Consider the following 24,720-nt stretch of genomic DNA (forward strand, 5'->3'; position numbering starts at 1 on the left):
GACGGACGTCGCGGCGGCCGGGCCGGGCCGGTCAGCCGATGATGGCCGCGAGCAGCCAGTACATGAGCGCCGCGACGGAGGCCGCGGCCGGGATGGTCAGCACCCACGCGATCGCGATGTTGCCCGCCACGCCCCAGCGCACCGCGGACACCCGCTTGGTCGCGCCGACGCCCATGATCGCCGAGGTGATCGTGTGGGTCGTCGAGACCGGCGCCTGGAACGCGAAGGCCGTCGTGTAGAGCACCGAGGCGGCGACCGTCTCGGCGACGAACCCGCGGGCGGGGTCGAGCTCGATGACGCGGCGGCCCAGCGTGCGCATGATCCGCCAGCCGCCGGAGTAGGTGCCCAGGGAGATCGCCGAGGCGGCGGCGAGCTTCACCCACAGCGGGATGCTGTCGCCGTCGTGCAGGCCGCCCGCGACGAGCGCGAGCACAATGACGCCCATCGTCTTCTGCGCGTCCTGCAGGCCGTGGCCCAGCGCCATCGCCGCGGCGGACGCGGTCTGCGCGATGCGGAAGCGCCGGGTCACCTTGTGCGGGTTGGCGTTCTTGAACATCCAGAGCAGGGCGACCATGAGGAAGAACGCGAGGGTGAACCCGATCACCGGGGACAGCACCATCGGGATGACGACCTTGTCGAGGATCACCGACCAGTGGACGGTGATCCCGGCGGCCATGCCGACGCCGGTGAGCGCGCCGATCAGTGCGTGCGACGACGACGACGGCAGGCCGAACCACCACGTGATGAGGTTCCACACGATCGCGCCGATGACGGCGGACAGGACCATGACCAGCCCGAGGTGCTGGCTGTCAGCCTCGTTGATGTCGATGATGCCGCTGCCGATGGTGTGCGCCACCTCGGTGCCGAGCATCGCGCCGATGAGGTTGAACACCGCGGCCATGAGGAGCGCCGCGCGGGGGGTCAGCGCGCGCGTCGAGACCGACGTGGCGATGGCGTTCGCGGCGTCGTGGAAGCCGTTGGTGTAGTCGAACCCCAGCGCGAACGCGACGACCACGACGACGAGGACGAGCTCCACGTGCTCAGGACTCCTTGAGCGCGATCGTCTCGACCGTGTTGGCCACCCGCTCGAAGCTGTCGGCGGCCGCCTCCAGGGTGTCGACGACGTCCTTGAGCTTCATCGCCTGGATCGGCTCGAGGCCGTCGTTGAAGAGCTCGGCGACGAGCCGGCGGTAGGTCCGGTCGCCCTCGTTCTCGAGCCGGTTGATCTCGACCCAGTACTCGGTGAGGTTCTTCATCGAGCGCAGGCGCGGCATCGCGTCGGCGGTGAGCTCCGCGCAGCGCTGCAGGACGTCGACCTGCTTGATGATCAGCTCCGGCAGCACGCCGAGCTCGTAGAGCACGACGAGGTCCCCGGCCTCCTCCATCGCGTCCATGCAGTCGTCCAGGCGGCTCGCGAGGCCGTAGATGTCGTCCCGGTCGAACGGCGTCACGAACGTCTGGTTGAGGTTGCGCATGATCGTGTGCGTCGCCTCGTCCGCGTCGTGTTCCGCCTCGCGGAGCTTCGTGGCAATGGCCTTGCGGTCCTCCTTGTCCGCGCCCAGCAGCTCGGCCAGGAGCGCGGCTCCGCGCACCAAGTGGCTGGCCGACTCGGCGAGGAGGTCGAAGAAGGAAGCGTTGCGCGGGGTGAGGCGCAGTCTCACGAGGGGACTCCCGGTCCTGAAGAGCACACGGTCGACTCAGGCTAGGGCAGTCGAGGGCCTCTCGCGCAAACGCCGGGGTGTCGCGCTCTCACCGCCGCGCCACGGGTTGTTCATACCCGGTCCACCTCGTGCTTGCCGGGCGTTGCCGCCCGCAGGGCCCGCGGGGCGGCATCTGCGGGGGTGCAGCAGCCGCGGGCGTACGGCATCCGCGGGAGGTGAGAACGACGCCGGGCCGGGAGCGCCTCTCGGCGCGTGGCCGCTCGAAGCGGCGGAAAGTGGAGCCCGGGGCTACCGCGGCCCGGCGTCGTCCCCCCACTGTAAGTGCCCCTCGCCGCGGCGGAAACCCGGCACCGAGGTGAGAACCTTCACGGCCCGCCCGGGAATACCGCGGCCGGGTCAGTCCAGGCGGCCCGCGCGCCAGAGACGGGCGGCATCCTCGAGCTCCTCGGCGGTCCGCAGCAGGCCCGAGGCGCCGCGCGTCATGCGGCCGGCGAGGTCGACGTCGTCGACCAGGTCCGCGTCCAGCGCCGAACCGGTGACCAGCACCCGGCAGAAGGCCCCCGCGCGCTCGAGCGCGACGGCCAGGTCCGCCGTGTAGACCCCCGACAGCACCGCGTCGGCCACGGCCATCACCTCCGCGGGTCCCGGCGGGCTCGCGACCCCGGCGACGGCGTCGGCCACGTGCGCGCGCTGGGTACCCAGCCGGTAGCGCTCGGCGATGGTGCGCGGGTCCCGGCGCACCCACTCGCGCAGCGCGTACAGCCGCCAGAGCGCGCCCGGGAGCGTCCCCGGTGCGCTGTCGGCCCACAGCGCCGCCACCGTGTCCAGGCCCTCGGCCTCGACCAGGCGGACGAGCCGGTCGTGCACCTGCGGGTCGTCGCTCGCGCGGCCACCCGCCACGAGCGCCCGCGCGGCGCGGTGCGCCACCTCGCCGCGCTCGGTCGGGTCCGCGCCGTCCGGCAGCTGCTCGGCCGTGTACTGGTCGAGGCTCGCCGGCCGGCGCGGCTGCCGACGCTCGGTCACCGGCCGCCCGTCGGGTCGTCGGGCGCGGGTGCATCGACCAGTTCGAAGCTCAGGGACACGGAGTTCATGCAGTACCGGTCGCCCGTGGGCGTCTGGGGGGCGTCGTCGAACACGTGGCCCAGGTGGGAGCCGCAGCGGGCGCAGCGGACCTCGGTGCGCACCATGCCGAGGCTGCGGTCCTCGATCAGCTCGACGGCGTCGTCGGCGGTGGGGGCGTAGAAGCTCGGCCAGCCGCAGTGCGAGTCGAACTTCGTCTCGGCACGGAACAGCACGGCGCCGCACGCGCGGCACCGGTAGGTGCCGAGGCGCTTCTCGTCGAGGAGCTCACCCGTCCACGGGCGCTCCGTCGCCGCCTGGCGCAGGACGGCGTACTCCTGCGGGTCGAGCTCCGCGCGCCACTGCTCGTCCGGCTTGGTGACCTCGTAGGCCATCGCGGTCTCCTTCCGTCCTCCACCATCGTCCCCCGGCGCACGCACAACGCACGCCGTGGGGCCGCTGTTCCCCCGCGCGTCCGGGAACGTTCCCAGACTTCACCCCTGCAAGACTCACCTGCGGTGGGGCGACTGCCGATCACCCCGGTAAGACCTTCCGCCGATGCGAACCACCTCCCCCAGCCCTCGTCCGAAGGAACCGCCGTGACGGAGCCGACACGCCCCCAGGGGCTGCCCGCCGCGCCGCGGACCGACCGTCGCCCGACGACGATCGGCGTCCTCTCGCCGTCGGCGGGCGGCTACTTCTTCGGCGAGGTCCTCTCCGGGATCGTCTCCGCCGTGCGCGGGTCCGGCGCGGGCCGGGTGGTGCTGCTGCAGACCGTCGACGCCGCCCGGTCCATCCACGTCGCCCCGGTCGGCGACACGACGCTGCCCCTGGCGTGGTCGCAGGTCGACGCGCTCGTCTCCATCGCCTGGGCGGCCGGCGACGAGTACCTGGCCCGGGCGCGCGCGGCTGGGCTGCCGGTGGTCATGGCCAGCAACCAGATGCCGGGCGTGGACGGGGCGGCGGTCGTCGTCGACAACGCCGCCGGCGTGCGCGCCACCGTCGACCACCTCGTCGAGCACGGCCACACCGCGATCGGGTTCGTCGGGCACGTCGGGCAGAGCGACGTGGCCGAGCGGTACGCCGCCTACCAGGACACGATGCGCGCGCACGGGCTCGAGCCGCTGCCGCTGGTCGAGTCCGTCAACCAGGTGGCCTCCGGCGGCGCCGGGGCAGCCCCCGCGGTCGCGGCCGCGCCCGTCCGCTGGACCGCCGCGGTCGCCGGCACCGATCTGGTCGCCATGGGCCTCATCGGTGGCCTGCGCGACCTGGGCGTCCGGGTGCCGGAGGACCTCGCGGTCGTCGGCTTCGACGACACCGAGGTCGGCTGGTACGCCGACCCGCCGCTGACGACCGTCCGGCAGGACTTCGCCCTGGTCGGTTCGATGGCCGCCGAGCTCGCGCTGGCCGAGGCGGGCGGGCAGGACGTCCCGCACGAGCGGACCGCCGTGCCGGCCACGTTCGTGCGACGGGAGTCCTGCGGGTGCCCCCCCAGCCGGGCCGCGGTCCCCGCGGCGGGCCGGCCCGAGGCGGAGGCGCTCGCCCGCGACCTGTGGGCCGTCGTCGGGCCGGCGGACGCCCCGGTCCCGGCCTCCACGGTGGACGACGACGCCCTCGCGGTCCTCCCGTTCGACGACGTCGACCACGCGCGCCTCGACGAGACGATCAGCGGGGCGGTGCGGCGGCTCCTCGCCTCCTCGCCGCCGCCCGAGACCATCGAGGGCTTCGCCCAGACCAGCGCCCAGCTCGTCGCGCAGGCGGCCGCGCGGCTGCCCGGCACGTCGGGGGGCCGCCGGACGCTCGAGTACACCGTCGCCCGGCTGACCGCGCTCCTGGCCCGCGAGCAGGCGCAGCACCACCGCGAGCGCGTGCAGGGCCTGGCAGGGGCGCTCGGCGGGCAGCTCGACGTCGGCCTGCGGCTCCTCGGCAGGCCGCTGGGCGACGACCCCGCGAACCTGCACTGGCTCGACATCGTCGGAGCGCGCACGGGCTGCCTCGGCCTCTGGGCGGACGACAGCCGGACGACGCTGCGGATCGCGGGCGTGCAGGACGTCGACGGGCACGGCCTGGCCTCCCTGATCGGGACCACGATGCCCGTCGAGGAGTTCCCGCCGCGCGAGGTGCTCGACCTCGCCGAGGCGACGAGCGACACCGTCGCGTTCGTCGTCCCGGTCCGCGGCGCCAGCGGCGACCACGGCGTGCTGTGCGTCGTCGCGCCGCACGACCCGGAGTACGGGCCGGCCCGCACGACCTACGACAACTGCGCCGCGCTGCTCGGGGCGGCCCTGCGCGAGCAGCACCTCCTCGAAGGCCTGCAGAAGAGCGAGGTGCGCTACTCGCTCGCCGCGCGCGCCGCCGCGGACGGCCTGTGGGAGTGGGACGCCCTGACCGGCAGCGTCTACGTCTCGGACCGGGCGCGCGAGCTGCTCGACGTCGAGGGGCCCGTCGAGCGCGCCAGCACCATCCCGTCCGTGCACCCGGACGACCGCGAGCAGCTCCGCGAGGCGCTCGCCACCGCCGTCCAGGCGCCCGACCTGCCCGTCGAGGTCGAGGTGCGCCTCGTGCGCCGCGACGGGTCCACGCGCTGGGCCGTCGTCCGCGCCCTCGGCTCGTGCGACGAGTCGGGCCGCGTGCGGGGCCTCGTCGGCTCGCTGTCGGACATCGAGCACCGCAAGTCGCTCGAGGACAAGCTGCGGCGCGCGGCCCTGTTCGACCACGTGACCGGGCTGCCCAACCGACGGCTGTTCCTGGACCGGCTCAGCCACGCGCTGGAGCAGCGGCACCGGCGGGCCAGCGCCCGGTTCGCGGTCTTCTTCCTGGACCTCGACGGGTTCAAGGTCGTCAACGACTCCCTCGGCCACCTCATGGGCGACGAGCTGCTGCAGGTCGTGGGCGAGCGCCTGCGCTCCGACCTGCGCAGCGTGGACACCGCGGCCCGCTTCGGCGGCGACGAGTTCGCCGTGCTGCTCACCGACCCGGTGCCCGAGGACCTCCTCGTGGTCGCCCGCCGCATCCAGCAGCGGATCAGCGCGCCCGTGCGCCTCGGCGACCAGGAGGTCACGGTCACCGCCAGCATCGGCATCGCCACGTCGGCCACGCCGTACTCGGACGCCGAGGACGTGCTGCGGGACGCCGACATCGCGATGTACCGGGCCAAGGAGTCCGAGCGCGGCACCGCGTGCATCTTCGACCCGTACATGCACGAGCGCGCCCTGGCCCGCCTGCAGACGCGGTCGGCCCTCGCGCAGGCGCTCGAACGGCACGAGTTCGTCGTGCACTACCAGCCGGTGGTCGACCTCGCCCACCCGCGGGTCACCGAGTTCGAGGCCCTCGTTCGCTGGGCGCACCCCGAGCGCGGGCTGCTGCCGCCCTCGGAGTTCCTGCCGCACCTGGAGGGCAACCACGCCGTCGTCGCGCTCGGCCACCAGGTGCTGGACCAGGTGTGCGCCCAGGTCGCGGTGTGGCGCGACCGGCACGGCGAGGACGTGACGGTCGCCGTCAACCTGTCCCACCGCGAGTTCTGGTCGGCGGACCTCACGGACACCGTGCGGCAGGCCCTGGCGCGGCACGGGCTGCCCGGTTCCGCGCTGGTCCTGGAGACGACGGAGTCCGTGATCCTGCCGGACCCCGAGGCGGCGGGCGCCGTCATCGCCGAGCTGCGGCAGGCGGGGGTGCGGGTGCGTCTCGACGACTTCGGCACCGGGCACTCGTCGGTGCACCTGCTGCGCCACTTCCCCGTGGACGCGCTGAAGATCGACGGCTCGTTCATCGCCGCACTGGGCACCGACGAGCAGGCGACGGCGCTGGTCTCCGCGCTGCTGGCGCTCGGCCGGGCCATGGGCACGCAGGTGCAGGCGGAGTGGGTGGAGACGCCGGAGCAGGCGGCGCTGCTGCGGGACCTCGGCTGCACGACGGCGCAGGGCTGGCTCTTCGCCCGCCCGTTGCCTCCCGAGGAGGCCGACACCCTCATCGGCACCGAGCTCGCTCCGCGGCTCGCCGCGTCGGTGCCAGCATCAGATGCCCCCGGACCGCTAACGTCCCGTCAGCTCGTCGCCGATACGAAGACGAAACGTTCCGACCAATGACGGAGAGGGGCCGCGTGATCCACATCGGCGTGCTCTCCCCCGTCACGGGTGGGTTCTACTTCGGCGAGGTCCTCGCCGGGGTGGTCCGCGCCGTGTCGGCGGCAGGTGGCCGCGTCACTCTCGTGCAGACGCTCGAGGCCGGCCGCGCCGCCGAGCAGTTCTCGTCCGCGGCGAACGTCCTGACCCCCGCCGGCTGGGCCAACCTCGACGGGTTCGTCGCGATCTCCTGGGCGGCCACCGAGCGGTACCTGCGCACGCTGCACGAGACCGGCAAGCCGCTCGTGCTCGTCAGCAACGACGTGCAGCTGGACGTCGACACCGTCGTCATCGACAACGACTCGAGCGTGCGGCAGGCCGTCACGCACCTCGTCGCGCACGGCCACCGCAAGATCCTGTTCGTCGGCAACCTCGGCCAGACGGACATGGCCGAGCGGTACGCCGCGTACCGCGCCACCCTCGCCGAGCACGGCCTGCCGCACCGCCACGTCTCCGCCGTCGACCACGTCGAGCTCGGCGGGGAGTCCGCGGCCCCGGGCGTGCTCGCCGCGATGGACGACGGCTACACCGCCGCGTTCTGCGTGACCGACCGGGTGGCCCTCGGCGTCATGGCGGCCGTGCGCGCGGCGGGCAAGCGCGTGCCCGAGGACCTCGCGCTCGTCGGCTTCGACAACGTCGAGGCCGGCTGGACGTCGGAGCCGCCGCTGTCCACCGTGCAGCAGGACTTCTCGGCGCAGGGCGTGTTCGCCGCCGAGCTGCTCCTGGACGCCCTTCGCGGCACGACCACCGAGCACCGCCGGCACACGGTCCCGACCACCTTCGTCCCTCGCGAGTCGTGCGGCTGCCGCCGGGGCGACCGGCGCCTGGGCGACGGCGTCGCGCACGCGGGCAGCCAGGGCGCCCGCGAGGCCGCGGCGGTGCTGACGGTCCTGCTCGCACACCTCGACCTGGACCCCTCCGACGGCCGGGCCCGCATCGGGCTGGCCGACGTCGACGTGCACGCCCTCGACACGCTGATCCGCACCACCATCGACGGCCTCGAGACCCGCCGCGAACCACCGGAGAACCGCCGCGCCTTCGTCGAGACGTTCGTGCGGCTCGCCGCGCGGCACGCGCGCGAGCTCGCCGAGCAGGGCCTCGACGCGGCCGAGGTCATCCAGCACTGCACCATCGGGGTCTGCGAGGGCCTGATGGCGTCGCGGACGGGCGAGGCCCTGCGTCGCGTCGACCGGCTCACCGAGTCGCTGTCCCAGCAGTACGACGTCGGGCTCGCCCTGCTGGGTGAGCTCGAGAGCGAGCCGGCCGAGCTCGGCTGGCTCGACCTCGTCCCCGCGAGCGCCGGGTGCCTGGGCCTGTGGGAGGGCCCGCCCGAGGACGGCCTGCTGCGCATCCAGGGCGTCTACGACCCGACCGGCAGCCTCGACCACCTGCGCGGTCAGCTCTGCCGGTACGAGGAGTTCCCGCCCCGGGCGGTCACCGAGGTGCCGCCGAAGGCGAGCACCGGCGCCGACGAGGAGGTCGCCTACGTCGTGCCCGTGCGGGGCCCGACCGGCGACCACGGCATGCTCTGCGTGGTCGGCCCGATCGACTCGGAGTTCGGCTCCGGGCGTGCGACGCACAACCACTGGGCCGCGCTGCTCGGCGCCGCGCTGCGCGAGCGGCGCCTGCTCGAGAGCGTCCGCCGCAGCGAGGAGCGGTACGCCGCGGCCGCCGAGGCGGCCAAGGACGGGCTCTGGGAGTACGACACCACCTCCCGCGAGCTCTACCTGTCCGACCGCTGCCGCGACCTCCTCGGGGCCGACGTCACGGTCGACGACTGGCTCGACCGCGTCCACCCTGACGACCGGCTCCGCCTGCACGAGACGACGGTCGCCGCCGTCGCCCAGGCCGGGCGGGCGGTGGAGGTGGAGTTCCGGATCGCGCCGCCCGGCACCGTCGCGCGCTGGCTCGCGATGCGCGCCCTCCTGGTCGACGGCGACGACGGGCACCAGCGCATCGTGGGGTCGCTCTCCGACGTCGACGGGCGCAAGCAGCTGGAGGAGCAGCTGCGCCAGGCCGCGCTCTACGACACCGTCACGGGCCTGCCCAACCGGCGCCTGTTCCTCGAGCGCCTGACGTGGGCGATCGAGCAGTCGCACCGCCGCGAGGACGCCGGGTTCGCCGTCGTGTTCCTCGACCTCGACGGCTTCAAGCTGATCAACGACTCGCTCGGGCACCTCATGGGCGACCAGCTGCTGGAGACGATCGGCGACCGGCTCCGGGAGGGCCTGCGCTCCGTCGACACGGCGGCGCGGTTCGGCGGCGACGAGTTCGCCGTCCTGCTCGACGGGCTCCACCCCGAGGACGTGCTCACCATCGTCGAGCGGATCCAGCGGCGGATCGCCGCACCCGTGCTCCTCGGCGACCACGAGGTCGCGGTGACCGCCAGCGTGGGCATCGCCTCCTCGGAGACCGGCTACGACAGCGCCGAGGACGTGCTCCGGGACGCCGACATCGCGATGTACCACGCCAAGGAGGCCGAGCGCGGGACGGCCTCGGTCTTCGACCCGGTCATGCACCTGCGCGCGACCGGGCGGCTGCGGGCGCAGTCCGAGCTGCGCACCGCGCTGGCCGAGGAGCAGTTCGTCGTCCACTACCAGCCGGTGGTCGCCCTCGACGGCGGCGCCCTCACGCAGATGGAGGCGCTGGTCCGCTGGAACCACCCGGACCGCGGCATCCTCCTGCCGGCCGACTTCCTGCCGGTGATGGCCGAGACCGGGACGATCGTCGTCCTCGGGCAGTGGCTGATCGACACGGTGTGCGCGCAGATCGCGCAATGGCAGCAGGAGTACGCCGGCCCCGTCACCGTCGCCGTGAACCTCTCGCACCGGGAGTTCTGGGCCACCCAGCTGCTCAGCACCGTCACGACGGCGCTGGAGCAGCACGGGATCGGCCCCGAGAGCCTGATCCTGGAGATCACCGAGTCGGTCATCATGTCCGACCCCGACGCGGCGCGGCAGATCATGTCCGACCTGCACGCGGTGGGCATCCGCATGCACATCGACGACTTCGGCACGGGCCAGTCCTCGCTGCACGCCCTGCGGGCGTTCCCGGTGGACGCGCTGAAGATCGACCAGTCGTTCATCCACCAGATCGACATCGACCACCAGACCACCGAGCTCGTGCGGATCATCGTCGGGATGGGCCGCACGCTCGGGCTCGAGGTGGTCGCCGAGGGCGTGGAGACGACCGCGCAGGCGGACCGGCTGCGGACCATGGGCTGCGCGACGGCGCAGGGCTGGCTGTTCGCAGCGGCGGTCCCCGGCGAGGAGGCGGGGCGCATGCTCGGCCGACCGCTGGGCCCGAGGGTCCCGACGCAGCGCTGACGCGGCGCGGGCGTCGCACCCCGCGCGCGCCGGCGTGCCCTGCGACGATGGCCGGGTGGGAGAGATCTGGGACCGCGTGACGGCCGTCCAGCCGCCGCCCAGCACGTCCGTCCTGGCGCTGACGGCGGCCGTCGCGGCGGCCCTCGTCCTGGTCCCGGGCCTGTGGCCGGTCGCGCGGCACGCCGTGACCGTCGCACACGAGGCCGGTCACGCCGTCGTCGCCGCGCTCACCGGACGCCGGCTCACCGGCATCCGCCTGCACGCGGACACGTCGGGGCTGACGCTCTCCCGCGGCCGGCCGCGCGGCCCAGGCATGGCGCTCATGCTCCTGGCCGGCTACCCCGGGCCTGCGGTGCTCGGGCTCGGCGCCGCCGCCCTCGTCGCCGCGGGGCGCTCGGTGCTCCTGCTCTGGGTGCTCGTCGCGGCCCTGGCCCTCATGCTGCTGCTGGTCCGCAACCTGTTCGGGCTGTGGGTCGTGCTGGCGGGCGGCGTCGGCGCCTGGGCGGTGAGCTGGTACGCCACGCCGGACGTGCAGACCGCCGTCGCCTGCACGCTGGCCTGGTTCTGGCTCCTCGCGGCGCCCCGCACCGTGCTCGAGCTCGCCGTGAGCCGTCGCCGCGCCGGCGCCCGCACCTCCGACGCCGACCAGCTCGCGACGGTGACGCACGTGCCCGCCGTCGTCTGGGTGGCGGTCCTGCTGGTCGTCACGGTGGCCGCGGCGCTGGCCGGCACGGCGATCCTGCTGCCCGACGTCGTCGCGCAGGTGAGCGGCGGTCCCCCCAACGGGTGAATCGCACATCTCGCCCACCTGGAGCCTTCCGCCCACGGCTGGGACCGAGCACAGTGGCCCCCATGACAGCGCTTGTCGTATACGAGTCCATGTACGGCAGCACGAAGGCGATCGCGGAAGCGATCGGCGAAGGTCTGGCCCCCGTAGGACCGGTTCGTGTGCTGGAGATCAGCGCGCTCGCGGCTGCCCCCGGCGGCCGCACGATCTCCCCCCAGATCGACCTGCTCGTCGTCGGTGCCCCGACCCACGCCTTCGGGCTCAGTCGTCCCAACACCCGGCAGGACGCTGCCGCCGACGCCCCGGAGGGGAAGGTGATCTCGGACGGCAAGGGGCTGCGCGAGTGGCTCGCCGAGATCAGCCTGCCGCTCGGAGGCACCCGGTTCGCCGCCTTCGACACCAAGGTCGTCCGGCCAGCCCTGCCCGGGTCCGCGGCGAAGGGCGCGCACAAGGCCCTCGTGCGGATGGGCGGCCGGCCGGTCGTCGACCCGCGCTCCTTCGGCGTGCACGGCAAGAACGGGGGCCTCGTCGACGGCGAGCTGCAGGCCGCCGGCGAGTGGGGCTCGGCGCTGGCGCGGCTCGTGGGCGCGGGCGTCAAGTAGCAGGCACGGCCGAGGAGCACCGCGCCCCCCACCGGGACGCGGTGCGCGTCAGCGTGCCAGCGCGTCCACCAGGCGGGTCAGGCTCGAGGCGAGGCGCCAGCGGTCGGCGAGCGCCATGAGGCGCTCGGGGTCCGCCGGGGCGAGCGGCAGCGCGTCGCGGACCGTCGGCAGGGGCAGGTCACGGGCGACCTGCACGACGCCCGGCGCCACCGCGAGGTAGTCGCGCGCCTGCAGGAGCCGCCCCCGCTGGGACGCGGTGAGGCCGGGGTCGCCGGACTCGGCGGCCGCCAGGATCCCCGCCAGGTCGCCGAAGCGGCGCAGCAGCGCGACGGCGGTCTTCTCGCCGATGCCGGGCACGCCGGGGAGCCCGTCGCTCGGGTCGCCGCGCAGCACCGCCATGTCGGCGTACCCCTGCCCCCCGGCGACGGCGTACCGCTCCGCCAGGCGCGCCTCGTCGACGACCTCGAGCTCGCCGATGCCCTTGATCGTGTACAGCACGCGGACGCCGGCGTCGTCGTCGACGAGCTGGAACAGGTCGCGGTCCCCGGTGACGATCTCGACCGCCGCGCGCTCGGCCGCGGGCCGCGCGGCCTCCCGCGCGGTGAGCGCGCCGATGACGTCGTCCGCCTCGTAGCCCGGCACGCCGATGCGCGCGACGCCGAGCGCGTCCAGCACCTCGGCGATGACCGGGACCTGGGGCGCGAGCGCCGCCGGGACCTCCTCGCCGCCGTCGGGCGACTGGCGGTGCACCTTGTAGGACGGGATCGCGGCCACCCGGAAGGCGGGCCGCCAGTCCGCGTCCCAGCAGGCGACGAGCCGGCCCGGCCGACGGGCGGTGACCAGGCGGGTCATCATGTCGAGCAGCCCACGGACGGCGTTCACGGGCGTCCCGTCGTCGGCCCGGACGGTCTCCGGGACCCCGAAGAACGCACGGAAGTACAGCGACGCGGTGTCCAGGAGCAGCAGGGGCCGGGCGTCGGGCATGGCGCCACCGTAGGTCATCGCCCCGACAGGTCATCGCCCCGACAGGTCAACGGCCCGACAGGTCACAGGCCCGCGCCTGGACGCGCGGGCGCGGTGCGCCGCGGTTACCGTGGTCCGACGCGGACCGGAGGGAGCGGCGGGTGCAGAGCGTGCGGGTGGTGCGGGCGGGCCGGGCGATGCGCCCGGCGAGCCCCGCTGTCGAGCTCGCGTTCGCCGGCGGCGAGCTGCGCCGGGTCCGGCGCGTGGTCGCCGCCCTGGGCGAGGAGGCCAGGTTGCCCCGTCGCCGCATCGACGAGCTGACCGTCGCCGTCAACGAGCTGGCGGCCAACAGCGTCGACCACGGCGGCGGGCGCGGGACGCTGCGCGGCTGGCTGGAGGCCGACGCGCTCGTCGTCGAGGTGTCGGACGCGGGTTCGCTCGCGGAGTCCGCCGCGGGGCAGGAGATGGGCATGGCCCGGCCGCACGCCGACTCCGAGCGCGGGCGCGGGCTGTGGATCGCCCGGCAGCTCGCGGACGACCTCGAGGTGCTCCCCGCCGGGGACGGCGCCGACGGCCGTCGCGGGACCGTCGTGCGGGTGGTCATCGCGCTCTGATCGGCACGGCGCCCTGACGGGCACCTCTGACCGGCGCCTACGCGGCCGGCCTCAGGGCGCCGGGCGCTCCGCCGGGACGATCCGCGTGTCGGGCCCGGGGAAGACGAGGGTCCGCTCACCGCTCTCGGCCCACTCGACCAGGAACGGTGGCGTCCCGTCCGGGTGGTGCACCTCGACCACCGTGCCGCGCCGGACGGCTCCGGCGACGTGACCCGACTCGACGACGACCTCGTCGCCCACCGACGCTCTCATGGCACCCTCCAGCGGGACCGCCGACCTCCCGTCCATCATGCTCCGCCGGACGGCGGACGCGACAGGGGCAGGTCAGTCGGCCGGGACCGTCCGGGCCCTCGCCCACTGGCGCAGCGCCTCGACCTGCTCGGCCATGACGACCGACAAGGGCCGCGTCGCGCTGACCTCGCGCAGGAGGTGCTGCGCGGTGACGGTGCCGCCGTCGGCGTGCGCGGCGTAGGCCGCCGAGACGACGACCTGCTCGATCTCCGCGCCCGAGAAGCCCTCGGTGGCGAGCGCGAGCGCGTGCACCGCGGCATCGTCGAGGGCGATGCCGCGGGAGCCGGCGTGGATCCGGAACACCTGGGCGCGGACCTCGGGCGTCGGCAGGTCGACGAAGAACGTCTCGTCGAACCGGCCCTTGCGGATGAGCTCGGGCGGCAGCCGCGAGATGTCGTTCGCCGTCGCGACGACGAACACGCGCCCGTCGCGCTCCGCGAGCCAGGTGAGGAACGTGCCGAGCACCCGCTGGGACGACCCGGCGTCGCCGTCGGAGGTCGCCAGGCCCTTCTCGATCTCGTCGATCCAGACCACGCAGGGAGACATCACCTCGGCCGTCGCGAGGCTCTCGCGCAGCCGCCGCTCGGACTCCCCGACGTACTTGTCGTGCACGGCCGCCAGGTCCATCCGCAGCAGCGGCACGCCGAGGACCTTCGACGCCACCTTGGCCGCGAGGCTCTTGCCGCAGCCCTGGACGCCGAGCAGGAGGATGCCGCGCGGCGGGTCGAGCTCGGGGGCCGAGCCGTCGAACGCCGCCCGGCGGATGTCCAGCCACTCCTTGACGCGGCTCATGCCCGCCAGGTCGTCGACGCCGGCCGGGTCGTACTCGAAGGTCAGCACGCCGCCGCGGTCCAGCAGCTCGTACTTGGCCTTGGCGACGAGCGGCACGTCCGCCGGCGTCACGGCGCCGTCGTGGAAGATGGCCGTCCGGGCGAGCCGGCGCACGTCGGTCACCGCCAGCCCGGCGAGGTTCTCCACGAGCATGGCCACCGACGCCTCGTCCGCCCGCACCGCCGTCCCGGTCTGCGCGACCCACTCGCGCGCGACCTCGTCGACGATCGCGCGACGCTCCGCGACGTCCGGGTAGGCCAGCTGCACCCGCGCCGCGAGGTAGGACAGCTCCTCGGGGAGCTCGACCTCGTTGCTGACCAGGACGAGCGTGCGCGGGTTGGCGTCGTAGCCGAGGCAGATGTCCTTGATCACCCGGACGAGCGTCGGCTCGGTCAGGTACGGGTGCAGGTCGAGCATGACGTAGACGCCCGGCATCGCGTCGAGCAGGAACGTCAGGACCTTCTCGGGAGGTGCGTTGAAGGCCTGCGGGGCGCCGAGGTCCACGTCGATCCGCTTGAGCCCGCGCGTCGCGGCCCACTCGAAGACCGGCAGGGGCGGGTTGACGGCGCGGGCGGCCTGGAGCACCTCGGCGACGGCGCGCGCCTCGTCGCGCGTCTCGAGGACCACGAGCGGGACGCGGCTGCGCAGGATCGCGGCGAGGTCGCCGCGCGTCGGGGGCATGGCGGGAAGGTAGCAGCAGCCCGATGGCGATGATCTAGGTCCCAGGGGCCGGCGGCGTGGCGGCCGACGGGGCCGTGACGCCGAGCTCGTCGGTGAGGAAGAGGAACGCCCGGGCGTACGGGTTCGCCTCGACCGCCCGCCGGACGTAGGCCCAGTCGATCTGCTCGCGCAGCGCCCGCGCGATGGGCAGCAGGTGCCCCATGTCGCAGTAGTGCTCCGCGAGGACGCTCAGCTGGCCGGTGAGGACGTCCGTGGCGCTCAGGACGGGCATCCGCACCGCGAGCACCTCGAGGGTGTCGGCGCGCTCGAACAGCCCGGCGTCGACGGGCTCGCCGCACATCCGGAACAGGACGTCCACGAGGGCGCCCTTGTGGAACGCCTTGAACAGCCAGTTCTCCGCGGGCTGGTGGACGTCGAGGCCGGCGTCGGCGATGGCGCGCCGCGCGACCTCGATGTCCTGCTCGCGGATGACGAAGTCGGCGTCGTGGTCCGGCTCGGGCGCCCCGCGCGCCCAGGCCGCGTACCCCCCGCAGAGCGCGTACGGGATGTCCGCCTCGGCGAGCGCGACGGCGGCGAGCCGCAGGCCGTCGTGCAGGGCGGCGCGCGCGTCGGTGGTGGTCATGGATGGTGTGTACACGAGGCGAGGCGGCTCCGCGCGTCGGGCGGGCCGGGGTGCGCGGGCCGCGGGCCGGCGCGAGACTCGAGGGGATGCGCCTGGCGACCTTCAACATCCTGCACGGCCGGTCCCCGGTCGACGGCGAGGTGGACCTGGACCGGTTCGCCGCGGCGGTCGCGGCGCTGGACGCGGACGTCCTCGCGCTGCAGGAGGTGGACCGCGACCAGCCCCGCTCGCACGGCGCGGACCTCACGGCGGTGGCCGCCGAGGCTCTTGGTGCCGAGCACCACCGCTTCGTCGCGACGCTGGCCGGCACGCCCGGGGTGTGGACCGCAGCGACGGGCGAGCTGCAGCCCGACACCGCGGCGTACGGCATCGCCCTGGTCAGCCGCTACCCGGTGGTGGGCTGGCACACGCGCACGCTCGCCGCCCTGCCCGGCCCGGTGCCCGTCTCGTTCCGGCGGGGCGGGCCGCCGACCCTCGTGCACGACGAGCCGCGCGCGGCGCTCGCCGCCGACGTCGAGGGGCCTGACGGGCGGCTCGCCGTCGTCGCGACCCACCTGACGTTCGTGCCCGGCTGGAACGCCGTGCAGCTGCGGCGGCTCGTCGCGTCGCTGGCCGACCACGACCGCCCCGTCGCGCTCATGGGTGACCTGAACCTGCGCGGGCACCTGCCCGAGCGGCTCACCGGCTGGCGCGCGCTGGCGACGGCGGAGACCTTCCCCGCGGACGCGCCCCGCCGGCAGCTGGACCACATCCTGGCCGACGGCGACGTGGTCGCCCTGGGGCCCGGCGAGGCGCGCGACACCGGCCTGTCGGACCACCGCGCGCTGTTCGTCGACATCACCCCCCGGGGGTGACCGCGCCCGGCGGGTGACCGCGCCCAGCGGGACACCGCGCGCGGGTGGCGCCGCAACGATGCGGTCCGCCCTGACCTGGGACGGCGCGAGTGTGAACGGGCAAGGCGATCGCGCCCGATGCGCGTCAGCGCGTCGCGTGTCGCGCCAGAACCGCGCCGTCGACGCCGATGTGAGCGCGAACACGCCATCGCCGGGACGTAGGTCCCAATTCCTCGGCTGCTCCCGGCGAAATCACCTGCCCAGCACCGGCGGTGTGACGTAGGTCCCGTTCAGGGTCAAGATCGAAGCGCCGGAAGACCCTGCGGCAGCCGAGCCCTCGGCAGCCGTAAGGGGACAATGATGCGGATCCGTACGTGGGGTGCCCTGGCACTCCTCCTGACCGGCCTCGTGGCGGTGCCGACCACCGCCGCCGAGGCCGCGACCAAGCCCGACGCCACCACCACCGGCGTCGCCGCCGGCGCCACGCTGACCGCGATGAGCGGCGGCTGGGTCTCGACCGGTGGCACCACCATCGCCAACAAGGTCATCACCGGGGACGTCACGTTCGCCGGTTCCAACCTCACCGTGCGCAACGTCCGGGTGACCGGGCACGTGCTGTTCACCGGCGACAACGTCGTGATCGAGGACTCCGAGTTCGGCTCGTGGGCCCTCTCCGGCACCGCCGGCGTCCAGGCCAGCCGCGTCGAGGTCTTCGGCAACACCGGCCAGGACGGCCTGCACATCACGTCCGACTCCGGGCCCGTGCAGAACGTGGTCATCCGCGACTCGTGGATCCACGGCGCCAAGGTCACGGCCAGCTCGCACTACGACGGCATCCAGGTGCGCGGCGTCGACGGCCTGACGCTCGAGCGCACGCTCGTCGAGCCGGGCAGCGCGTACGTGCCGCAGCACAACAGCGCCCTGTTCCTCGAGAACGCGAACGGCGGGAACCGGAACATCACCGTCAAGGACTCCTGGCTCTCGGGCGGCGGCTACACGCTCTACACCTTCGCCAGCAACGTCCAGTTCTCCGGCACCCAGCTGGGCCGCGGCAACTACGGCTACCTGTACCCGGGCTCGGGCGGCATCACCACCTTCTCGGGCAACGTCAGCGCGACCGGCGCGGCCCTCGCCTACTCGGGCGGGACGATCGTCGAGTCCGGCACCGCGGCTCCGACGCCCACTCCGACGCCCACCCCGACGCCGACGCCCACGCCCACGCCCACCCCGACCCCGACGCCGACGCCGACGCCCACGCCGACGCCCACCCCGACCCCGACGCCCACGCCCACCGGCCTGCCGACGGCGGCGACCACCGGCGTCGTCAGCGGCGCCACGCTCGCGACGATGTCGGGCGGCACCGTGGGGACCACCGGCACCATCGCCAACAAGGTGATCACCGGGAACGTCCTGTTCACCGGCTCGAACCTCACGCTGCGCAACGTCCGCGTGACGGGCGAGGCGATCTTCCGGGGCGACAACGTCGTCATCGAGGACTCCGAGTTCGGCGCCCTCTCGTTCTCGGGTACCGAGAACGTCACCGTCGCCCGCGTCGACGTCTTCGGCTCGACCGGCAAGGACGGCATCCACATCACCGCCGACACCGGCGCCGTGCGCAACATCGCCATCCGCGACACGTGGATCCACAACCCGCAGGTGCTGCCGGAGTCGCACTACGACGGCATGCAGGTGCGCGGGGTCGACGGCCTCACCCTCGAGCGCACGCTCATCGAGCTCGGCACGTGGAAGTCGCAGTACAACGCGGCGCTGTTCCTCGAGAACGCCAACGGCGGCAACAAGAACGTCACCGTCAAGGACTCGCGGCTCACCGGCGGCGGCTACGTGCTCTACACGTTCGCCAGCAACGTGCAGATGACCGGCACGACGTTCGGTCTCGGCAACTGGGGCATCCTCTTCCCGACGTCGCCCGTGCCCGTCGTCTTCACCGGCAACACCGACACGAGCGGGCAGGCGCTGGCCTGCAACGGCACCACGATCGTCACGACGACGAACCCGACGCCGACCCCGACGCCGACGCCCACGCCGACCCCGACGCCGACGCCGACGCCCACGCCCACGCCCACCCCGACGCCCACGCCCACGACGCCGGCGACGCCGACGGCCGCGAACACCGGCGTCGTGACCGGCGCCACGCTGACGGCCATGAGCGGTGGCTGGGTGAGCACCGCGAACACGACCATCTCGAACAAGGTCATCACGGGGAACGTCACGTTCGCGGGCTCGAACCTGACCCTGCGCAACGTCCGGGTGACCGGCGAGGCCGTCTTCAAGGGCGACAACGTCGTCGTCGAGGACTCCGAGTTCGGGTCCGTCGCCCTGTCGGGCACGGCGAGCGCACGCCTGACCCGGGTCGACGTGTTCGGCGTCTCCGGCAAGGACGGCGTCCTCGTGGTCTCCGACAGCGGGCCCGCGTCCGGCGTCGTCATCAAGGACTCGTGGATCCACAACCCGGTCGTGAGCTCCGGCGGCTCGTACGAGGGCGTCATCGCCCGCGGCGTCGACGGCCTGAGCCTGCAGAACACCGTCGTCGACCTCGGCACCTACGCCGCCGGCAAGAACGTCGCGCTCATGCTGCAGAACGCGAACGGCGGCAACCGCAACGTCACGGTGACCGGCTCGCGGCTGCTCGGCGGCGACTACGTCGTCTCCAACGGCGGCGGCGCCCTGTCGGTCAGCGGCTCGGTGCTCGGCAACGCCCGCTCCGGCTACCTTGCCCCGGGCTCGACGGCGCTGACGTTCACGGGCAACACGGCGCCGACCGGCGCCGCGCTGACCTACGCGGGCGGCGCGATCAAGTAGCCGGCCCGCCGACCGATCCGGGCCCCGGAGGACGACCGTCCTCCGGGGCCCGGCGTCGTCGGGGGTTCCGCCCGCGGCGATCGCGACGGATCATGGGCCGGGTCCCACCCCGCGCCGGAGGAGCCCCGCCGTGACCGAGACCACCACTCCCGAGCCCACCACGTCCGAGCCCACCACCCTCACGGTCGACGTCGTCGTCCTCGGCGCCGGGGCGGTCGGGGAGAACGTCGCCGACCGCGCCGGCCGGACCGGCCTGAGCGTCGCCATCGTCGAGGAGCACCTGGTCGGCGGCGAGTGCTCCTACTGGGCGTGCATGCCGTCCAAGGCGCTGCTGCGGCCGGGCGCCGTGCTCGCGCAGGCCCGCGCCGTCGCCGGCGCGGCCGGTGCGGTGACCGGGGGCGTGGACGTCGCCGCGACGCTGGCGAGCCGGGACGCCATCGTGCACGGCTGGGACGACGACTCCCAGGTCGAGTGGCTGGACGGCGTCGGGATCCGGCTCGTGCGCGGGCGCGGTCGCCTGGCCGGGCCGCGCCGCGTCGCGGTCACCGCCGACGACGGCGCACCCGTGGTCCTCGAGGCGCGGCACGCGGTGGTGGTCGCCACGGGCAGCACCCCCGTGCTCCCGGACGTGCCGGGGCTCGGCGACGTCGAGGCGTGGACCAGCCGCGAGGCGACGGCGGTCCGCGACGTCCCCGCGTCGCTCGCGATCGTCGGCGGCGGGGTGGTCGCGACCGAGATGGCCACGGCCTTCGCCGACCTGGGCGCGCGCGTCACGCTCCTGGTGCGCGGCGACCGCCTGCTGCCGGCCTTCGAGCCGTTCGCGGGCGAGGCCGTCGCCGCCTCGCTGGCCGCCATGGGCGTCGACGTGCGCCTCGGCGCCCGGCTCGCCAGGGCCGCCCGGACCGACGCCGGCGGCGCGCACCTGGAGCTCGCCGACGGCGCCGCGCTGGACGTGGAGCGGCTGCTCGTGGCGACGGGCCGTCGGCCGCAGACCGGCGACCTCGGGCTGGAGACCGTCGGCCTGGAGCCCGGCGCCCCGCTCGCGGTCGACGACGCCGGCTGCGTCAGCGCTGTCGACGGCGGCTGGCTCTGGGCCGCGGGGGACGTGACCGGGCGAACGAACACCACCCACCAGGGCAAGTACGACGCCCGGGTCACCGGGGACGCGGTGGCCGCGCGGTTCGGCCCGCGCGCGGGCGACGGCCCGGTCGACGCCGACGGCGACGACGGCTGGTCACCGCTGCGCGCGCTGGCGGACCACGCGGCGATGCCGCAGGTCGTCTTCACGCGCCCCGAGGTGGCCGCCGTCGGCCTGACCGAGGACGCCGCGCGCGCGGCCGGCCTGCACGTGCGCGCGGTCGACGTCCCGTTCTCGTCCGTCGGCGGCACCACGGTCTTCGGCACCGGCCCGCACGACGACGGCGGCGCGGCGCGCATCGTGGTCGACGAGGCGCGCCGGGTGATCGTGGGCGCGACGTTCGTGGGGCCCGAGGTGGCGGAGCTGCTGCACGCGGCGACCATCGCCGTCGTCGGGCAGGTGCCGTTGGGGCGGCTGTGGCACGCGGTCCCCGCCTACCCGACGCGCAGCGAGATCTGGCTGCGCCTCCTGGAGGCCTACGGCCTGTGACCGGGCGGGCGCCCGTGCTGGCGCGACCGCCCGGTCAGCGGCTCGCCGGCCTCAGCCCGCGCTGCTGAGCGCGGCGTCGGAGGAGAAGACCAGGCCGAGCGCGATCTGGCCCTGCTGCAGCGCCGCCTTGGTGAGCGGGCCGCCGGCGTCGAGCGAGGTGAACTCGCCGATCTGGAGGCCGTAGAGGTTCTCCAGGCCCGGCTGGCAGAAGGGCCGGTCGGGGCACTCCGGCGGGCCGCCGAGCGCGATGTCACCGCAGGTCTCGGCGAGCTCGCTCAGCGTCGAGACGCCGTTCTCCTCGGCGAACGCGACGGTGACGGCGAAGGCGTTCTGGTCCTGGGCGGCGGCCGGCTGGCCGAACACGAGACCGACCTGCTCGCCGAGCGGCGCCAGCGCGGCCATCGTCGCGTCGAGGTCCGAGCTCGCGACCGCCTCGGCGTCGGCGCCGTTGACCTTCTTGTTGAGGAACTCGGTCAGCGTGCCGGCGTACTCCGGCACCACGGTGAGGTCGCCGAGCTCGAGGGCCGGCTCGTAGGTCTCGCGGTTGCCGATCGTCTGGGTGCTCGCGTCGAACCCGGCCGCGTCGAGCGCGGCCGCGTAGATCTCGGCGAGCGTCGCGCTCTCGGAGAAGTTCGCCGCACCGACCAGCACGGACGCGCCGCCGCCGACCGCCTCCTGCTGGTCGAGCCCCTGCTCGGCGACGAACTCGGCGGCCACCTCGCTGGACGTGCGGCGGTCGACGTCGACGGCGCGGTTGAGCTCGATGAGCGTCGGGGTGTCGAGGGTCGCGGACACGGCGTCGAGGACCTCGATCAGACCGGGCGACGCCTCGGCCGCGGCGGCGTTCACCGCGGGCACCACGTTGTCGACGGTCTGCAGGCCGAGGTCGTCCTCGAGCACCACCAGGGCGTCGTCCGCCACCGGCGCGCACGCGGCCAGGGTCTCGCCACCGGCGGCGGCCTCGCTCGTCTCGGGCGCCGAGGACCCCCCGCCCGACGAGCCGGCCTCACCGCAGCCCGCGGTCAGCAGCAGGAGGGCCGCACCGGCCACTCCCAGGAACGTGTGTCGCAGCGTCATCGGACCCCCAGCTGGTTGCTTCCCCGGTCGCGCGGGCGGGCAATTGCGATCAACCGTAACAACCCGCCCCGACACGCGATTCCCGGGGCGGCCGGGCGAGGTCAGCCGACCCGTGCCCGCACACGCATCGGCCGCGGGGTGAGCACCCGCTGGCCGATCGCCAGGACGAGCTCCGCGAGCAGGCACAGCCCCGCCACGAGCACGGCGCCCGCGACCACCTCGCCGAACCGGCGGTTCGCGAACCCGCTGACGATGATCGTGCCCAGCCCCCCGCCCCCGACGAGCGCCGCCAGCGGCACCGTCGCGACCACCTGCACCGCGGCCGTCCGCAGGCCGGCCCCGATGAGCGGCAGGGCCAGCGGCAGCTCGACCGACAGCAGCGCCCGCGCCCCCGACATCCCCATCCCGCGGGCGGCGTCGCGCGCGGCGGGGTCCACCTCACGGATCCCGGTGAACGCGTTCGCCAGGATCGGCGGGACCGCGAACAGGGCCGCCGCGACGACCGTCGGCCGGTTGCCGAAGCCGAGGCCCGTCATCGCGAAGATGTACAGGAGCGCGAGCGTGGGCAGCGCGCGCGAGGTGTTCGTCGCGACGACCGTCGCCGTGCCGCCGCGGTCGCGGTGCCCGAGCCAGACGCCGAGCGGCAGCGCGACGGCCGCCGCGAGCAGCACGGCCGCCAGCGACATGCCCAGGTGCTCGACGACGAGCGCGGGCACGCCCTCGGAGCCCTGCCAGTTCAGGGGGTCGTTGAGCCAGAGCAGCGCCAGCTGCAGGACGTCGTCGTCGCTCATCGCCCGCCCCCGGCGCGCGCCCAGGGTGCGGCGAGGCGCCCGGCCAGCCACAGCACGACGTCGGCGAGCAGGGCGAGCGCGAGCGTGAGCACGGTCGCCGTGACGACCTCGGCCCGGTACTGCGAGTTGAACCCGCGGTACATCAGCTGCCCCAGCCCGCCGTACCCGATGACGACGCCGATGGTCACCAGGGCGATCGTCGTCACCGTCGCCAGCCGCAGGCCCGTGACGATGGCCGGCAGGGCGCCGGGGAGCTGCACGGTGAACAGGAGCCGCAGCCGCCCGAAGCCGAGCCCGCGCGCGGCGTCGACGACCGCGGGGTCCACGCCCTGGAGCCCCACGAGGATGTTGCGCACGAGCACGAGCAGCGCGTACATCACCAGCCCGATCAGCACCGACTCACGCCGATCCCGAAGGATGGGGTTGAGCAGCGCGAACAGGGCCAGCGACGGGATCGTGTACAGGACGCCCGACAGTCCCAGCACCGGGCCGACCAGCCGCGGCCGCGCGTGCGCGAGCAGGGCCAGGGGCAGGGCGATCGCCGTCGCGACGAGGATCGCCTGGAGGGTCAGCCCGACGTGCTGGCCGAGCGCCTCCGTGATGTCGCCCCAGTTGGCCTGCACGTAGTCCCAGGAGAACCACGGGTTGGGCGCGGCGTCGGCGGACAGCGCGCCGCGCGCGGCGACCCCCATGACCTCCACCCCCGGCACGCTACCCGCCACCCCCGACGCCGTCCCCCGCTCCGGCCTCCCGGCCGGCCTCCCCCTCCGCCCCCTCGCCGTCCCCATGCCCGAGGTCGAGCGTCTCGCCCGAGGTCGAGCGTCACCACCCTCGACCTCGCGCGAAAGCCTCGACCTCGCCGGAGGTCGAGCGTGCGCCTGGACGCGCAGCAGGACGGGCGTCGGCGGGCACCGGTAGCGTCGCGGGCATGGGCGCACCCACGGACGACGTCATCGCGTTCGAGGGCGCCCGGATCGTCTACCCCGGCGGCGCCGTCGCCGTCGAGGGCCTCGACCTGACCGTGCGCAGGCACGAGCTGATGGTCCTGGTGGGGCCGTCGGGCTGCGGCAAGTCCACGACGCTGCGCATGGTGAACCGCCTGGTCGAGCTCACCTCCGGCCGCGTGCTCGTCGAGGGCGACGACGTGGCGCGCACCGACCCCGTCGCGCTGCGCCGCCGGATCGGGTACGTCATCCAGCACGTGGGGCTGTTCCCGCACCGGACCGTCGCGCAGAACGTCGGCACCGTCCCGTCGCTGCTGGGCTGGTCGCGCGAGCGCACCCGCGAGCGCACGGCCGAGCTGCTGGACCTGGTCGGGCTGGAGCCCGCGACCTACGCGCGGCGCTACCCGCACCAGCTCTCCGGCGGCGAGCGTCAACGCGTCGGCGTCGCGCGGGCGCTGGCCGCCGACCCGCCCGTGCTCCTCATGGACGAGCCGTTCGGGGCCGTCGACCCGATCGGGCGCCGCCGCCTGCAGGAGGAGTTCTGGCGCATCCAGCGCCGCGTGGGCACCACGGTGATCTTCGTGACGCACGACGTCGACGAGGCCGTGAAGCTCGGTGACCGGGTCGTCGTCATGAGCAAGGGCGGGCACGTCGAGCAGGTGGCCGACGCCGTCACGCTCCTCGCGCGGCCCGCGCCCGGCATGGTCACCGACTTCATCGGCGCGGGCCGGACGGCGCGGCTGCTGCCCATCACCGAGCTCGCCGCGGAGGACCTGGCGGAGGACCTGGCAGCCGACGACGGCGTCGCGCACGACGGCGCGCCCGTCCCGGCGGCGTCGCGCGCCGGTTCCGCCGTCGGGCCCGCACCCGCCCAGCCACCCCTGGCGCCCCTGGCGCTGGGTGACCGGCTCGACGCGGCCTTGGCGGCGCTCGTCGCCAGCGGCGACGGCGCGGTCCCCGTGCACGACGGCGCGGGCCGGGCCGTCGGGACGCTCACCGAGGCCGGGTTGCTGCGGGCGCTGCGCCGCGCCGTCGCCGCGGCGAGCGACGACTGACGTCCGCGGCACGCG

The 24,720-nt window shown here is 74.6% G+C and carries 20 protein-coding genes; 9 read left to right on the forward strand and 11 right to left on the reverse strand.

The window, feature by feature from the left end; all coding sequences use genetic code 11:
- Nucleotides 1-31: 31 nt before the first annotated feature.
- The 4 genes from AFE02nite_RS09450 to msrB form a co-directional block, all read right to left on the reverse strand.
- Nucleotides 32-1,036, reverse strand: a complete 1,005-nt coding sequence (locus AFE02nite_RS09450; RefSeq protein WP_034248061.1) for an inorganic phosphate transporter — start codon at nt 1,034-1,036, stop codon at nt 32-34.
- Between the two features lie 4 nt (nt 1,037-1,040).
- Nucleotides 1,041-1,661, reverse strand: a complete 621-nt coding sequence (locus AFE02nite_RS09455) for a DUF47 domain-containing protein (protein WP_034248062.1) — start codon at nt 1,659-1,661, stop codon at nt 1,041-1,043.
- 396 nt (nt 1,662-2,057) lie between these two features.
- Nucleotides 2,058-2,684, reverse strand: coding sequence for a hypothetical protein (locus AFE02nite_RS09460; protein ID WP_146819532.1), 627 nt, complete (start codon nt 2,682-2,684; stop codon nt 2,058-2,060).
- Nucleotides 2,681-3,115 carry a peptide-methionine (R)-S-oxide reductase MsrB gene (gene msrB, locus AFE02nite_RS09465; RefSeq protein ID WP_034245348.1) on the reverse strand — a complete coding sequence of 145 codons (435 nt, stop codon included), beginning with the start codon at nt 3,113-3,115 and terminating at the stop codon, nt 2,681-2,683. Before msrB ends, AFE02nite_RS09460 begins: the two co-directional genes overlap by 4 nt.
- A gap of 204 nt (nt 3,116-3,319) precedes the next feature.
- Between msrB and AFE02nite_RS09470 the strand changes: the two genes are divergently transcribed.
- The 4 genes from AFE02nite_RS09470 (at nt 3,320) to AFE02nite_RS09485 (ending at nt 11,556) form a co-directional block, all read left to right on the forward strand.
- Complete coding sequence (locus AFE02nite_RS09470) at nt 3,320-6,805, forward strand: EAL domain-containing protein (RefSeq protein ID WP_146819533.1); 3,486 nt, start codon at nt 3,320-3,322, stop codon at nt 6,803-6,805.
- A gap of 14 nt (nt 6,806-6,819) precedes the next feature.
- Nucleotides 6,820-10,167, forward strand: coding sequence for an EAL domain-containing protein (locus AFE02nite_RS09475; RefSeq protein WP_186814517.1), 3,348 nt, complete (start codon nt 6,820-6,822; stop codon nt 10,165-10,167).
- Between the two features lie 55 nt (nt 10,168-10,222).
- Nucleotides 10,223-10,957 carry a M50 family metallopeptidase gene (locus tag AFE02nite_RS09480; RefSeq protein ID WP_222594376.1) on the forward strand — a complete coding sequence of 245 codons (735 nt, stop codon included), beginning with the start codon at nt 10,223-10,225 and terminating at the stop codon, nt 10,955-10,957.
- 62 nt (nt 10,958-11,019) lie between these two features.
- Nucleotides 11,020-11,556 carry a flavodoxin family protein gene (locus tag AFE02nite_RS09485; RefSeq protein WP_034245337.1) on the forward strand — a complete coding sequence of 179 codons (537 nt, stop codon included), beginning with the start codon at nt 11,020-11,022 and terminating at the stop codon, nt 11,554-11,556.
- 48 nt (nt 11,557-11,604) lie between these two features.
- On the opposite strand, the gene AFE02nite_RS09490 is transcribed toward AFE02nite_RS09485, so the two are convergent.
- A complete protein-coding gene (locus tag AFE02nite_RS09490) occupies nt 11,605-12,540 on the reverse strand; it encodes a 5'-3' exonuclease (protein ID WP_034245345.1) in 936 nt (311 codons plus the stop codon).
- Between the two features lie 140 nt (nt 12,541-12,680).
- On the opposite strand from AFE02nite_RS09490, the gene AFE02nite_RS09495 reads away from it, so the two are divergent.
- Complete coding sequence (locus tag AFE02nite_RS09495) at nt 12,681-13,133, forward strand: ATP-binding protein (protein WP_052113601.1); 453 nt, start codon at nt 12,681-12,683, stop codon at nt 13,131-13,133.
- A 51-nt stretch (nt 13,134-13,184) separates the two neighbouring features.
- On the opposite strand, the gene AFE02nite_RS09500 is transcribed toward AFE02nite_RS09495, so the two are convergent.
- The 3 genes from AFE02nite_RS09500 to AFE02nite_RS09510 all read right to left on the reverse strand — a co-directional run bounded on the left by AFE02nite_RS09500 (nt 13,185) and on the right by AFE02nite_RS09510 (nt 15,558).
- Nucleotides 13,185-13,385, reverse strand: a complete 201-nt coding sequence (locus AFE02nite_RS09500; protein WP_034245342.1) for a DUF1918 domain-containing protein — start codon at nt 13,383-13,385, stop codon at nt 13,185-13,187.
- A 72-nt stretch (nt 13,386-13,457) separates the two neighbouring features.
- The gene (locus AFE02nite_RS09505; RefSeq protein WP_034245336.1) at nt 13,458-14,936 is read right to left on the reverse strand and encodes an AAA family ATPase; all 1,479 of its coding nucleotides are present in this window, start codon (nt 14,934-14,936) and stop codon (nt 13,458-13,460) included.
- A 34-nt stretch (nt 14,937-14,970) separates the two neighbouring features.
- Nucleotides 14,971-15,558 carry a nucleotidyltransferase family protein gene (locus AFE02nite_RS09510; protein ID WP_034245335.1) on the reverse strand — a complete coding sequence of 196 codons (588 nt, stop codon included), beginning with the start codon at nt 15,556-15,558 and terminating at the stop codon, nt 14,971-14,973.
- An 86-nt stretch (nt 15,559-15,644) separates the two neighbouring features.
- Between AFE02nite_RS09510 and AFE02nite_RS09515 the strand changes: the two genes are divergently transcribed.
- From AFE02nite_RS09515 to AFE02nite_RS09525, 3 genes are all read left to right on the forward strand, one after another.
- Entirely contained in the window at nt 15,645-16,412 is a 768-nt protein-coding gene (locus tag AFE02nite_RS09515) for an endonuclease/exonuclease/phosphatase family protein (protein WP_034245334.1), read from the forward strand.
- A gap of 339 nt (nt 16,413-16,751) precedes the next feature.
- On the forward strand, nt 16,752-19,211 hold the full coding sequence (locus AFE02nite_RS17610; protein ID WP_222594377.1) for a hypothetical protein: 2,460 nt from the start codon (nt 16,752-16,754) through the stop codon (nt 19,209-19,211).
- 130 nt (nt 19,212-19,341) lie between these two features.
- Nucleotides 19,342-20,838, forward strand: coding sequence for a dihydrolipoyl dehydrogenase family protein (locus AFE02nite_RS09525; RefSeq protein WP_186814518.1), 1,497 nt, complete (start codon nt 19,342-19,344; stop codon nt 20,836-20,838).
- A gap of 51 nt (nt 20,839-20,889) precedes the next feature.
- On the opposite strand, the gene AFE02nite_RS09530 is transcribed toward AFE02nite_RS09525, so the two are convergent.
- The 3 genes from AFE02nite_RS09530 to AFE02nite_RS09540 form a co-directional block, all read right to left on the reverse strand.
- Nucleotides 20,890-21,915 (reverse strand): glycine betaine ABC transporter substrate-binding protein, encoded by a 1,026-nt coding sequence (locus AFE02nite_RS09530; protein WP_146819536.1) that lies wholly within the window; start codon nt 21,913-21,915, stop codon nt 20,890-20,892.
- 101 nt (nt 21,916-22,016) lie between these two features.
- Nucleotides 22,017-22,706 carry an ABC transporter permease gene (locus AFE02nite_RS09535; protein WP_034248763.1) on the reverse strand — a complete coding sequence of 230 codons (690 nt, stop codon included), beginning with the start codon at nt 22,704-22,706 and terminating at the stop codon, nt 22,017-22,019.
- Entirely contained in the window at nt 22,703-23,398 is a 696-nt protein-coding gene (locus tag AFE02nite_RS09540) for an ABC transporter permease (protein ID WP_034248760.1), read from the reverse strand. Before AFE02nite_RS09540 ends, AFE02nite_RS09535 begins: the two co-directional genes overlap by 4 nt.
- A 236-nt stretch (nt 23,399-23,634) precedes the next feature.
- Here AFE02nite_RS09540 and AFE02nite_RS09545 point away from each other — a divergent pair, with 236 nt between their 5' ends.
- The gene (locus AFE02nite_RS09545; protein WP_146819537.1) at nt 23,635-24,705 is read left to right on the forward strand and encodes an ABC transporter ATP-binding protein; all 1,071 of its coding nucleotides are present in this window, start codon (nt 23,635-23,637) and stop codon (nt 24,703-24,705) included.
- Nucleotides 24,706-24,720 lie beyond the last annotated feature (15 nt).

The organism is Actinotalea fermentans (assembly GCF_007991475.1).
Classification (GTDB): Bacteria; Actinomycetota; Actinomycetes; order Actinomycetales; family Cellulomonadaceae; genus Actinotalea; species Actinotalea fermentans.